Here is an 11970-nt window from a genome sequence, read left to right as displayed (position 1 = left end):
CCTCGGCGGGACGGTTCTCCCGTGCCGTCCGTTCGCCGCGATGAAGACGAACGTGATTCGCACCCGGGGTCAGGCAGGGTGAGATCACGTCCGTCGATCGCGGCCGCACACCAGGATCAGGGCGTGGGATCTACCTGCACACTCGGTGGCAACTGTGACGGTTCGGGTTGGTGCGAGCGGCGCAGGATGGAGAAGGTGACGGCCCCGAGTCCGAGAACTGCCACCGCGCCCACGGCGAACGCCACCCGGCGCGACCTCTTGGGTTTGCGCGATTCCTGGATGGCCTCGGGCAGGCTGGTAACCACTTCCCTGGCGGCAACCAACTCCCGTGCCACCGCGCTCTGCGCCGCCTCGAGTTCCTGCCGTAGCTGACTCTTGCGGTATTGCTGGCGCACGCCGGAAGCGGTGGCGCACAGAGACTGTGCGCTCAGGCCCACGGCGCCGCGAGCGATATCGACAGGGCCCACCGCGGTGTAGGCGAGCCCGCGGCCGAGGCGCTGGCGGGGAGTCAGGCGAGCATCGGATCTGGAAGTCATCGAGGGCCTCTCTCACGAGGGAACAGCGAATTACCGGGGAACTTCAAGCCTGCCACCACACCGTAGGCACACGGGCGGAAAGCGGCTCACAGCGGGTGCCACCAGAGTGTTTCCGGGCGAGTGGCAGACTGTGAAACCGTGACTAGCTCCATTCAGACTGCCACTGCAACGCTGCACACCAACCGTGGCGACGTAAAGATCGCCCTGTTCGGTAACCATGCGCCCAAGACCGTCGCGAACTTCGTCGGGCTGGCGCAGGGCACCAAGGAGTACTCCCGGGAGAACGCCTCCGGTAGCACCTCCGGACCGTTCTACGACGGTGCGGTGTTCCATCGGGTCATCGACGGCTTCATGATCCAGGGTGGTGATCCCACCGGCACCGGCCGTGGTGGCCCGGGATACCAGTTCGCCGACGAGTTCCACCCCGAGCTCCAGTTCGACAAGCCCTATCTGCTGGCCATGGCCAATGCCGGCCCGGGGACCAACGGTTCGCAGTTCTTCATCACGGTGGGCAAGACGCCGCACCTGAACCGCCGGCACACCATCTTCGGTGAGGTCGTGGATCCGGAGTCGCAGAAGGTTGTCGACGCCATTGCCACCACCGCCACCGATCGCAACGACCGCCCCACCGAGCCGGTGGTCATCGAGTCGATCACCATCTCTTGATGTGACGAGGCTTCGGCGCGCTCGTCATCACGACCGCGCCGAAGTCCCGAATCCAGCCGCAGTCAGGGCGTCGAGCACCTCGAGTGGGCTGGTCCCGAGATCCCACCGGGTGAAGACGTGCAGCCTGTCATCGGTGGATTCGATCTCCAAAAGCTGAACTTTCCGGCCGATCCGCCGGAACTCCGTGATGCGGACCAGAGCGATGTCGTTGCGGGTCACGTGGCGGGTGGACAGCCAACCGCGAATCGCTAGACCAGCTTCGGTAATTGCCAGCTTCGGGCGCGCGCGCCACGACAAGCTTGCAAACACAAGCAGACCCAGTGCGGCAATCCCGATGAGAAGGCGCCCCGGCGGATCTGTGACCACAGTCACACTCGCGATAGCCATAACCAGACCTGCGATGCCCAGAGCTGCGACTCCAGATGGTTTGGGTCCCCAACTAATTTGCTGGTCGGTACTCATACAGCGCCTCACCACGGCAGACGAAGTTATCCACAGGTGCTATCCACAATGGGGATGAATCACATGCGTGTGATTGAGCAGGTCGTCGTTGCCGCCACCGCCGATAACTCCACAGCAAGATGAATTCAAATGACCGTGCCGAAGCCTCAACGCCAACGCATCGTCAGCAAAAGACCTGTGATCATGAAAGCAAAAGCGATCGCGTAGTTCCACGGACCCAGGTCGGCCATCCACTGCAGCTCCGAGGACGCCAGTTGGTACACCAGTAGCCAGGCCAGCCCGATCAGCATCAGGCTGATGAAAAACACCACGAACCACACCGGTGACGGACCGGCTTTCACCTTCACCGGGGTGCGGCTCACCGGGTTGACAGTGAAGTCGTTCTTCTTGCGAACCTTGGACTTGGGCATGGTTACCTTCGTGGGCAGTCAAACGGGTGCGACGATGGATACGGACCAACGACGAGCGTAGCCCAGCAGAGCCGTCAGCCGAGAATCTCGCCAAGTGAAGGACACCATGGAATCGCAGACCCCGCAGGAACGCGCCGGCGCATGGCGCTGGGGTGTGCCGGTGGTGTGCCTGCTGGCGGGCCTGCTGCTTGCGGCCACCCACGGCGTGTCAGGCGGTGACGAGATCCGCCGCAGCGACGCCCCCCGCCTGGTGGACCTGGTGCGGCAGTCCCAGCAGTCCGTGGACCGCCTCAGTGCCCAGCGTGACGAGCTGGGCACCACCATCGACAACACTCACGGTGGATCGTCGGACCGGGCGCTGGCCGCCATGCAGCAGCGCGCCAGTGAACTGGCCGACGACGCGGGGGTGGACCCGGTACACGGTCCGGGGCTCGTCATCACGCTCACCGACGCCCAGCGCGACGCCAACGGCCGTTTCCCGCGGGACGCCTCCCCCGACGACCTCGTGGTACACCAGCAGGACATCCAGGCCGTGCTCAACGCACTGTGGATCGCGGGGGCCGAGGCCATCCAGATGCAGGATCAGCGGATCATCGGGACGTCGGCCCCACGATGTGTCGGCAACACGTTGCTGCTCAACGGCCGCACCTACAGCCCGCCGTACACGATCATGGCCATCGGAGACGTCCAGGCCATGCAACAGGCCCTCGACGATGCCCCACTGGTCACCCTCTACAAGCAGTACGTGGTGCGCTTCGGCCTCGGCTACACCCAGCAGGTGAGCGAAGACATCGAGATCGTCGGACACACCGCGCCGCTGCGGATGCGTTACGCCCAGCCGGCGGGGCCCATCAGTTACTGAAAGCCAGGTGATGGAGATCAGGCCAAAATGCCGGGCCTGAGGCTGAGGCTGGCGAGGGACGAGTCAGGTGATGGAGATCAGGCCAAAATGCCGGGCCTGAGGCTGAGGCTGGCGAGGGACGAGCCAGGTGATGGAGATCAGGCCAAAATGCCAGGTAGCCTGTCATCTGTGCGTGTCCTCGTCGTCGACAATTACGACAGCTTCGTGTTCAACCTCGTGCAGTACCTCGGCCAGCTCGGGGTCAACGCCGAGGTCTGGCGTAACGATGACGACCGACTGGGTTCCGCGGCCCTGATCGAGCAGAGCGCCGAGGACTTCGACGGGGTGCTGCTCTCCCCCGGTCCCGGTACCCCGGAACGCGCCGGGGCATCCATCCCGCTGGTGCGGGCCTGTGCGAGTACCGGTACTCCCCTGCTGGGTGTGTGCCTCGGTCACCAGGCCATCGGTGTGGCATTCGGTGGCACCGTGGACCGCGCGCCCGAGCTGCTGCACGGCAAGACCAGCACCGTCTTCCACACCAATGTCGGTGTTTTCCAAGGCCTTCCGGACCCGTTCACGGCCACCAGGTATCACTCGCTGACCATCCTGCCCGAGACCATGCCCGCCGAACTCGAGGTCACCGCGCGCACCCGCGGAGGCGTCGTGATGGGGGTGCGGCACACCAGCCTGCCCATCCACGGCGTGCAGTTCCATCCCGAGTCCATCCTCACCGAGGGCGGACACCGAATGCTGGCCAATTGGCTGGCAGCATGCGGCCAGGCCCCCGACGAAGGACTGGTCAAGCGCCTCGAAACCGAGGTTGCCGACGCAGTGGCCGCGGCTACTGCGCGAAGCTCAGCGTGACATTCGCGTCGGAGTTGACCGCACTTCCCGCTGACGGGTCCTGAGTCACCACCCCGTTGGTCGTCACACCGCTGTTCTGAGCATTCGGCAATTTGACCAACTCACCGGTCCAACCCAGTGAGCGCAGCAGCGGCTCGGCGTCAACCCAGAACTGCCCCCGCAGGTTCGGCATGGTGAACTGATTGCCGCGCGAGACCTGGATCTGGACCAGCTGATCCACCGGCACAGTCTGCCCGGCGGCCGGGTTGGTGCCGAGCACCGTGCCTATGGGCCTGGTGCTGTCCACATCGACCTGCGCGATGTTGGTGAAACCGGTCTGGGTGAGCACCAAACGGCAGTCGTCCGCGCTCAGACCCGAGCAGTCGGGCACCACCCTGCTGCCCGGTCCCGAGCCGATGATGACGGTGATCTGATTGGTGATCGCCGACGTCTGGTTGGCGGTCGGGTTGGTGCCCAGCACCTTGTCCTTGAGTTCGGGTGTGGACACCGACGAGGAACGGGTGACCTTCTCGAAGCCGGCTTCGTTCAGCCGTTCCCTGGCGTCATCGAAGGACAACCCCTGCACGTCCGGTATCGAGCGTTGTTCGGGCCCGGTGGAGATGTTGACGGTGATCTCGTCACCGGCGCTGACGGACGTGGTGGCCGCCGGATCGGTGCTGATGACCCGGTCTGGCGGCACTTCGGAATCCGGCTGGTTCTGGGTGCGGGTACGGAAGCCGGCGTTCTGGAGCACGACGATCGCGTCGTCGGCGGACTGCCCCGTGACGTCGGGCACCTGGACGGCGCGCGTTTCTCCCCCGAGGAAGTTGATGGCCAGCGTCACCACCACGGTCAGCACGGCCAGCACCGCGACAGCCACCACCCACTTGGCCACGGAACCGCCGGAGCGCTCATCAGGCGGCTCCACGTAATGCGCCTGGGTGCGCGGCAGCTGGTCGGTTGTGTCGCGCTCGCGGGGGGCCACCGGCGCCGTCAGGAACGACGTCCGCTCGGCATCGGTGAACACCTTCGGCGCTTCCGGGGACTCCCCGGAGTGCACGCGGACCAGGTCGGCGCGCATCTCGGCGGCGCTCTGGTAGCGGTTGTCGGGATTCTTCGCCAGCGCCTTGAGCACCACGGCGTCCAGTTCCGGCGGAACCGAGGAACGACGCGCCGACGGCGGCACCGGATCCTCGCGGACGTGCTGGTAGGCCACGGCCACCGGGGAGTCGCCCGCAAACGGCGGCTCGCCGGTGAGCACCTCGTAGAGCACACACCCCAGCGCGTAGACATCCGAGCGGGCATCCACGGACTCGCCCTTGGCCTGCTCGGGCGACAGATACTGCGCCGTCCCGATGACGGCCGCGGTCTGCGTGACGCTGTGGGAGTCGGCCAGCGCACGAGCGATGCCGAAGTCCATCACCTTCACGGCGCCGGACTTGGAGATCATGATGTTCGCCGGTTTCACATCGCGGTGGATGATGCCGTGCTGGTGGCTGAAGTTCAGGGCCTGGCAGGCGTCGGCGATGACCTCGATGGCACGTTTGGCCGGCATCGGGCCGTCGTTGTGCACGATGTCGCGCAGCGTCACACCGTCGACGTACTCCATCACGATGTACGGCAGTGGACCGGAGGTGGTTTCGGCCTCACCGGTGTCGTACACGGCTACGATCGCCGGGTGATTCAGGGCGGCGGCGTTCTGCGCTTCGCGACGGAACCGCAGGTAGAAGCTGGGGTCACGGGCCAGATCCGCGCGCAGCACCTTGACCGCGACGTCGCGGTGCAGACGGGTGTCGCGGGCCATGTGGACCTCGGACATTCCGCCGAAGCCGAGGATCTCGCCGAGCTCATAACGCCCGGACAACAGCTCAGGGGTGGTCATTGCACTATCTCGTGGGATGGCTCATAGAGCAGGTCAGTAGCCAGGAACAGCTGCCCCGGCTTTTCACCAGGATTACCGATCGGCGCGTCCGGAGTCCAGTTCGACGGCTCGGCGGGGGCCGGTTCGGTGCCGCCGGGCTCCTCGGCGGGCGGCGGTGTCACGGTGTCGGTGACCGTCGGTGGCGTCTGGTTCTGATCCAGGTTGTTTTCGCGGGCGTTGACGACGATCAGCACCGCGATCACGATGGCCAGCGCGCCCAGCACACCGGCGGCCCACAGCAGCGCCCGCTGGCCACTGGAGAACGTGCGCCGGGCCGGTGGCGGGCGATGGCTACCGGACGCGGGCTTCTGCCTGCCACCGGTGGCGCGGGCGTTGGTCGGCGGACCCGCAGGGATCCTGGGCGACGAACCGGGGATGGCGGCCGGGGCGGCCCGGCCGATGGTCGGTGCCTGGTTGGGCCGCGGCGGGCGCCGGCCCGCGCGGACGGCGGCGACGGCGTCGGCGAAGGGTCCACCGCTGCGATAACGCATGCCGGGGTTCTTGACCAGCGTGATCTCGATGAGTTCACGGACGTTGGGTGGCAGGTCCGCGGGCAGCGGAGCGGGTGTCTCCTTGATGTGCTTCATCGCGACGGTCAGGGCGCCGTCACCGGTGAACGGCCGTTTGCCGGAAACCGCCTCGTACCCGACCACTCCCAGGGAGTAGACGTCGGAGGCCGCGGTGGCGTCGTGGCCCAGCGCCTGTTCGGGCGCGATGTACTGGGCGGTGCCCATCACCATGCCGGTCTGGGTGACGGGTGCGGCGTCGACGGCCTTGGCGATGCCGAAGTCGGTGAGCTTCACCTGTCCGGTGGGGGTGATGAGGATGTTGCCGGGCTTGACGTCGCGGTGCACCAGGCCCGCGGTGTGGGCGACCTGCAGTGCGCGTCCGGTCTGCTCCAGCATGTCCAGGGCGTGCCGCAGTGACAGCCTGCCCGTGCGTTTGATCACCGAGTTCAACGGTTCACCGTTGACCAGTTCCATCACCAGGTAGGCGGTGCGGCCCTCGCCGTCCATCTCGGTTTCGCCGTAGTCATGGACGCTGGCGATGCCGGGGTGGTTGAGCATGGCGACGGTGCGCGCCTCGGCGCGGAAACGTTCGACGAATTCGGGGTCCGAGGAGTATTCCGCCTTGAGGACCTTGACGGCGACTCGACGGCCGAGGCGGCTGTCGACGGCTTCCCACACCTGACCCATGCCGCCGGTGGCGATGAGGCGCTGGAGGCGGTAACGGCCGGAGAGCGTCACTCCTACGCGGGGGCTCATTCAGGACCCTCCTTGCAAGGCCGCCGCGATCACCGCGCGACCGATGGGTGCCGCAACGGCCCCACCTGTGGCATCGAGGCGGTCGCCACCATTTTCCACCAGCACGGCAACGGCCACCTTGGGGTCCTTCGCCGGCGCGAATGCGATGTACCACGCATGCGGCGGGGTGTTGCGGGGGTCGGTACCGTGCTCCGCGGTACCGGTCTTGGATGCGATCTGCACGCCGGAAATCGCCCCTCTCTGCTGTGTGTTCTGCTCGGCGGCGACCATCAAATCCGTCAGTTTAGCCGCGACCTGCGGTGACACCGCACGCCGCTGCTGAGTGGGTGCGGTGGTGCTGATGTTGGACAGGTCGGGCGCCTTGAGGCTGTCCACCAGATACGGGGTCATGGTCACGCCGCCATTGGCAACGGTGGCGGCGATGAGAGCGTTCTGCAGCGGCGTCATCGCCACGTCCTTCTGACCGATGCTCGACATGCCCAGCGCTGCGCTGTCGGTGATCGGGCCGACGGTGGATTCCGCCACTTGCAGCGGGATCGTCGGTGGGGGGTCGTCGAGGCCGAAGGACTCCGCGGTGTTGCGCAGAGCTTCGGAGCCCAGACGCAGCCCCAGTTGAACGAACGCGGTGTTGCAGGACCGGGCGAACGCCTCCTGCAGCGAGGCGGTGGGCCCTGATCCGCACGGATTGCCGCCGTAGTTCTCCAGGGTGGCGGTGCTGTCCGGCAGGGGGATCGACGGCGCGGAGGTGAACTGGTCGCCGACGTCGATGCCGTTTTCCAGCGCGGCGGCGGTGGTCACCACCTTGAAGGTGGATCCCGGTGGGTACCGCTCGGAGATGGCGCGGTTGGTCAGCGGTGAGGCGGGGTCGTCACGCAGCTGCTCCCAGGCGGCGTTCTGCTTGGCGACGTCGTGGGTGGCCAGCAGGTTCGGGTCGTACGAGGGGGCTGACACCAGGGCCAGGATCTTGCCGGTGGACGGCTCGATGGCGGCGACGGCGCCGATGCACGGGCCGGAGTTGCAGCCCTTCTCCATCGCGTCCCAGGCAGCCTGCTGCACCCGCGGAACGATGGTGGTGTCGACGTTGCCGCCTCTGGGGTCGCGGCCGGTGAAGAAGTCGGCCAGTCGCCGTCCGAACAGTCGCTGGTCGGAGCCGTTGAGCACGGTGTCTTCGGCGCGTTCCAGGCCGGTGCTGGAGAAGCTCAGCGAGTAGAAGCCCGTGACGGGCGCGTACACAAAGGGATTGGGGTACGTCCGCAGGAAGCGGTAGCGGCCGTCGGTGGACATCGAGTAGGCCATCAGCTGCCCACCGGCAGAGATCTGCCCGCGCTGGCGGGAGTATTCGTCCAGCAGCACGCGCTGGTTGCGGGGGTCGGCGCGCAGGCCGTCGGCGGTGAACACCTGTGTCAGGGTGGCGTTGGCCAGCAGCACGACGATCAACGCCATGACGGTCACCGAGATGCGGCGCAGTGAGGTGTTCATACCTTCGAGATCACCTCGGTGCCCGCCGACGCGATGGGCTGCTGATTCGCCGGGCCCATGATGGGGCGGCGCGCGGCGTGGGAGATGCGCACCAGCAGGGCCAGCAGCAGGTAGTTGGCCACCAGGGAGGACCCGCCGTAGGACATCCACGGTGTGGTCAGGCCGGTCAGCGGGATCAGCTTGGTCACTCCCCCGACCACGATGAACAGCTGGATGCCCAGCGTGCAGGCCAGCCCGGCGGCCAGCAGCTTGCCGAAGCTGTCGCGCACGGCGATCGCGGTGCGCAGCCCGCGGATGATCACGATGGTGTAGAGCATCAGCACGCCGGCCAGGCCCACCAGGCCCAGCTCCTCCCCCACCGCGGCGATGATGAAGTCGGTGGACGCGGCGGGCACGGTGCCGGGCTGGCCATTGCCCAGCCCGGTGCCGAAGATGCCGCCGGTGGCGAAACTGAACAGCGACTGCACCATCTGGTAGCCGGCGCCGTCGGGGTCGGCGAACGGGTCCAGCCAGTTCTGCACGCGCACCTTGACGTGATCGAAGAGGTAGTACGCCGCAACACTTCCCGCGGCGAACAGCGACAAGCCGATGATCACCCAGGACAGCCGGTCGGTGGCGATGTAGACCATCACCAGGAACGACGCGTACAGCAGTAGCGACGTGCCCAGGTCCTTTTCGAAGACCATCACGCCGATCGACACGATCCAGGCGGCCAGCAGCGGCGCCAGGTCACGGGGCCGCGGCACGTCCAGTCCCAGGACGTGCTTGCCGGCGCTGGTGAACAGGTCCCGTTTGGCCACCAGCACGGCGGCGAAGAACACCAGCAGCAGGATCTTGGAGAACTCGGCGGGTTGAATCGAGAAGCCCGGGAACCGAATCCAGATCTTGGCGCCGTTCTGCTCGGAGAATCTCGCAGGCAGCACCGCGGGAATCATCAGCAAGATCACCCCGGCCAGTCCGCACACGTAGCCGTAGCGCGAGAGCTGGCGGTGGTCCTTGAGCAGGATGACCACCAGGGAGAAGCCCAGCACGCCCACCAGCGTCCAGAGCACCTGCTGGTTGGCGCTGGGGCCCTGGGACACCTCGGCGGCGCCGATGGCCAGGTCCAGGCGATGGATCATCACCAGGCCAAGCCCGTTGAGCAGCGCCACCACCGGCAGCAGCAGCGGGTCGGCGTAGGGGGCGAAGCGGCGGATGGCCAGGTGCGCGCCGGCGAACAGGGCCAGATAGGCCACGGTGTAGCTGATCAGGTCCAGGCTCAGGCCCTGCTCCTGATTGGCCTCCACGATCAGCAGCGCCACCGCGGTGATCACGGTGGCGAAGCACAGCAGCAACAATTCAGCGTTGCGCCGGTTGGGAAGTGGGGGAGTGACGGCTACCGGCGACTGGGGCGCGGTGGTCACGTCGCCGCCCGGCAATCGGTGCCCGGCTCAGGCGGCGCCGGAGGCAGCGCGGTCGCGGTGGGTGTCGGTGTCGCCGGCGGTGGGGGTGGGGCAGGCGCGCTCGGCGAGGCTTCGGTGTCACCCGACGGTGCGGGCGGGCGTGAGGTCGCGGTGGGTGACGGCGGCGGGGCCGATGGCCGCGCGGTTGGCGACGCGCTGGGGGAGGGGCTGGGGGAGGGGCCGATACCCGGTGTGGCAGAAGGATTTCCGGGGGGCGCCGGAGTGGGTGACGGACGGCTGGTGGTGGTGGGCGCGGGCGGTGCCGGGGTGACACACGGCGGCAGCACGGAGCTGCGCGCCAGTTCACGCAGCTGCTCGATGGCCTCATCGAGCGACCCGCCGGGCAGACCCGCGGCCACCTGGGTGCGCTCGGACGGTCGCAGATCCTGCAGCTGCATCAGCCGGCAGTTCAGGTTGTCACTGGCCTGGCCGTACCCGATTTGGGACAGCTCGTTTCGGTCGTTGAGGCAGCCGAGGAGATGGGGCTCCTGCAGGGGGATGCCCAGAAATGAACTCTGGATACCCCGCATCACCGACACGGTGCCGTCGTACTCGGCGACGTAGTAGTTGCTGCGGATGATCTGCCGGGTGACCACCAGTCCGGCCAGTACCAGCAGCACGATCACCGTGATGGCGAGGATCAGTTTGCGCCTGGAGCGCGGTCTTTTGGAAGGCGGCTCCGGTTGCGGGACAACACGTTTGGCGGCCGCTACCCGCTTCGGGTTGAATGCCGAGGCGCGCCCGGCCGCGGTGTTGGGCGCCGGGCTGTCGTCGTCCTGTCCTGAGACCGCGCCGGCCAGGATGGGCTGGGTTTGGCCGTAGTCGTAGTCGACGACGTCGGCCACCACCACGGTGACGTTGTCGGGGCCGCCGCCGCGCAGTGCGAGTTCGATCAGGCGGTCGGCGCTGGCGGTGACGTCCTCGATCTGCAGGGCCTCGGCGATGGTCTCGAAGCTCACCGGATCGGAGAGCCCGTCGGAGCACAGCAGGTAGCGGTCGCCGGTGCGGGCTTCGCGCATGATCAGGGTGGGCTCGACCTCGTGGCCGGTCAGCGCGCGCATGATCAGCGACCGCTGCGGGTGGCTGTGCGCCTCTTCGGCGGTGATGCGGCCCTCGTCCACCAGGGTCTGGACGAAGGTGTCGTCCTTGGTGATCTGGGTGAGCTCGCCGTCACGCAGCAGATAGCCGCGGGAGTCGCCGATGTGGACCAGGCCAAGTCTGTTGCCGGCGAACAGGATTGCCGTGAGCGTGGTGCCCATGCCTTCCAGCTCGGGTTCCATCTCGACGTGCGCGGCAATGGCGGCGTTGCCGTCGTGCACCGCGGATTCGAGCTTGCTGAGCAGGTCCCCGCCGGGCTCGTCGTCGTCGAGATGGGCCAGCGCGGCGATCACCAACTGGGAGGCCACTTCACCGGCGGCGTGCCCGCCCATGCCATCGGCCAGTGCCAGCAGCCGGGCACCGGCGTACACGGAGTCCTCGTTGTTGGCGCGGACGAGGCCGCGGTCACTGCGGGCGGCGTAGCGTAGAACCAACGTCACGGGCGCAGCTCGATCGTCGTCTTGCCGATTCGCACCGGCGTCCCTATCGGAACTCGTACCGCCGTGGTCACCTTTGCCCTGTCGAGGTATGTACCGTTGGTCGATCCTAAGTCCTCGACGTACCATTCGGAGCCCCGCTGGGACAGCCGAGCATGGCGCGTCGATGCATAGTCGTCGGTCAGGACCAGCGTGGAGTCGTCGGCACGGCCGATCAACACCGGTTGGGTCCCCAGCGTGATCCTGGTGCCGGTCAGGGCGCCTTCGGTGACCACCAGGTAGCGCACTCCGGCGCGTTTCTGCCGCGAGGGCAGTAGCGCGCCGCGGAACGCCAGCCCGCGGCGCACCATCACCGCTCCGGTGGGGGCGTAAATGTCATTGCGCAGAATCCGCAGCACCGACCAGATGAACAGCCACAGCAACAGCAGGAAACCGGCGCGCGTCAGCTGCAGCACTAGTCCCTGCATCTGACGTCCTTCCCATGACCCGTATCAAGCCTGCGCCCGCCTGGCACCGTCACGATACTTGGGCAGCCACCCACAAGAGGGGCAACCGCACCGCGTGTGCCCG

At 67.1% G+C, this 11970-nt stretch carries 12 protein-coding genes; 3 read left to right on the top strand and 9 right to left on the bottom strand.

From position 1 onward, the window contains the following. Positions 1-116: 116 nt before the first annotated feature. Complete coding sequence (gene cwsA / locus BVC93_RS11950; RefSeq protein ID WP_083737420.1) at positions 117-536, bottom strand: cell wall synthesis protein CwsA; 420 nt, start codon at positions 534-536, stop codon at positions 117-119. Positions 537-656: 120 nt separating this feature from the next. Here cwsA and BVC93_RS11945 point away from each other — a divergent pair, with 120 nt between their 5' ends. Next, positions 657-1202, top strand: a complete 546-nt coding sequence (locus tag BVC93_RS11945) for a peptidylprolyl isomerase (RefSeq protein WP_192860276.1) — start codon at positions 657-659, stop codon at positions 1200-1202. Positions 1203-1229: 27 nt separating this feature from the next. Here the strand turns inward: BVC93_RS11945 and BVC93_RS11940 are convergent, their stop codons facing one another. Together BVC93_RS11940 and crgA are read right to left on the bottom strand one after the other, a co-directional pair. Continuing rightward, the gene (locus BVC93_RS11940) at positions 1230-1664 is read right to left on the bottom strand and encodes a PH domain-containing protein (protein ID WP_083737416.1); all 435 of its coding nucleotides are present in this window, start codon (positions 1662-1664) and stop codon (positions 1230-1232) included. A gap of 146 nt (positions 1665-1810) precedes the next feature. After that, on the bottom strand, positions 1811-2074 hold the full coding sequence (gene crgA, locus BVC93_RS11935; protein WP_068914327.1) for a cell division protein CrgA: 264 nt from the start codon (positions 2072-2074) through the stop codon (positions 1811-1813). Positions 2075-2180: 106 nt separating this feature from the next. Here crgA and BVC93_RS11930 point away from each other — a divergent pair, with 106 nt between their 5' ends. Both BVC93_RS11930 and BVC93_RS11925 read left to right on the top strand, forming a co-directional pair. Continuing rightward, positions 2181-2936 carry a DUF881 domain-containing protein gene (locus BVC93_RS11930; RefSeq protein WP_083740981.1) on the top strand — a complete coding sequence of 252 codons (756 nt, stop codon included), beginning with the start codon at positions 2181-2183 and terminating at the stop codon, positions 2934-2936. A gap of 168 nt (positions 2937-3104) precedes the next feature. Continuing rightward, positions 3105-3779, top strand: a complete 675-nt coding sequence (locus BVC93_RS11925) for an aminodeoxychorismate/anthranilate synthase component II (RefSeq protein WP_083737414.1) — start codon at positions 3105-3107, stop codon at positions 3777-3779. On the opposite strand, the gene pknB is transcribed toward BVC93_RS11925, so the two are convergent. The 6 genes from pknB to BVC93_RS11895 are packed head-to-tail and all read right to left on the bottom strand — an operon-like array spanning position 3757 to position 11867. Next, entirely contained in the window at positions 3757-5640 is a 1884-nt protein-coding gene (pknB, locus tag BVC93_RS11920) for a Stk1 family PASTA domain-containing Ser/Thr kinase (protein WP_083737412.1), read from the bottom strand. The genes BVC93_RS11925 and pknB overlap by 23 nt on opposite strands. Next, on the bottom strand, positions 5637-6944 hold the full coding sequence (locus BVC93_RS11915) for a protein kinase domain-containing protein (protein WP_083737410.1): 1308 nt from the start codon (positions 6942-6944) through the stop codon (positions 5637-5639). The genes pknB and BVC93_RS11915 overlap by 4 nt, the downstream gene beginning before the upstream one ends. Continuing rightward, the gene (gene pbpA / locus BVC93_RS11910) at positions 6945-8423 is read right to left on the bottom strand and encodes a D,D-transpeptidase PbpA (protein WP_083737408.1); all 1479 of its coding nucleotides are present in this window, start codon (positions 8421-8423) and stop codon (positions 6945-6947) included. Continuing rightward, positions 8420-9826 carry an FtsW/RodA/SpoVE family cell cycle protein gene (locus tag BVC93_RS11905; protein ID WP_083737406.1) on the bottom strand — a complete coding sequence of 469 codons (1407 nt, stop codon included), beginning with the start codon at positions 9824-9826 and terminating at the stop codon, positions 8420-8422. The genes pbpA and BVC93_RS11905 overlap by 4 nt, the downstream gene beginning before the upstream one ends. Further along, positions 9823-11403, bottom strand: coding sequence for a PP2C family protein-serine/threonine phosphatase (locus BVC93_RS11900; protein ID WP_083737404.1), 1581 nt, complete (start codon positions 11401-11403; stop codon positions 9823-9825). The genes BVC93_RS11905 and BVC93_RS11900 overlap by 4 nt, the downstream gene beginning before the upstream one ends. After that, entirely contained in the window at positions 11400-11867 is a 468-nt protein-coding gene (locus tag BVC93_RS11895) for an FHA domain-containing protein FhaB/FipA (RefSeq protein WP_083737402.1), read from the bottom strand. The genes BVC93_RS11900 and BVC93_RS11895 overlap by 4 nt, the downstream gene beginning before the upstream one ends. Between the last annotated feature and the right edge of the window lie 103 nt (positions 11868-11970).

This window comes from Mycobacterium sp. MS1601, assembly GCF_001984215.1.
In the GTDB taxonomy this organism is placed as follows: domain Bacteria; phylum Actinomycetota; class Actinomycetes; order Mycobacteriales; family Mycobacteriaceae; genus Mycobacterium.
This window is presented reverse-complemented; position numbering and strand designations above follow the sequence as displayed.

Coding starts and splice junctions, on each gene's coding strand:
- pbpA (WP_083737408.1), bottom strand. CDS start 8,423: ATGAACACCTCACTGCGCCGCATCTCGGTGACCGTCATGGCGTTGATC.
- BVC93_RS11930 (WP_083740981.1), top strand. CDS start 2,181: ATGGAATCGCAGACCCCGCAGGAACGCGCCGGCGCATGGCGCTGGGGT.
- BVC93_RS11940 (WP_083737416.1), bottom strand. CDS start 1,664: ATGAGTACCGACCAGCAAATTAGTTGGGGACCCAAACCATCTGGAGTC.
- cwsA (WP_083737420.1), bottom strand. CDS start 536: ATGACTTCCAGATCCGATGCTCGCCTGACTCCCCGCCAGCGCCTCGGC.
- BVC93_RS11895 (WP_083737402.1), bottom strand. CDS start 11,867: ATGCAGGGACTAGTGCTGCAGCTGACGCGCGCCGGTTTCCTGCTGTTG.
- BVC93_RS11915 (WP_083737410.1), bottom strand. CDS start 6,944: ATGAGCCCCCGCGTAGGAGTGACGCTCTCCGGCCGTTACCGCCTCCAG.
- pknB (WP_083737412.1), bottom strand. CDS start 5,640: ATGACCACCCCTGAGCTGTTGTCCGGGCGTTATGAGCTCGGCGAGATC.
- crgA (WP_068914327.1), bottom strand. CDS start 2,074: ATGCCCAAGTCCAAGGTTCGCAAGAAGAACGACTTCACTGTCAACCCG.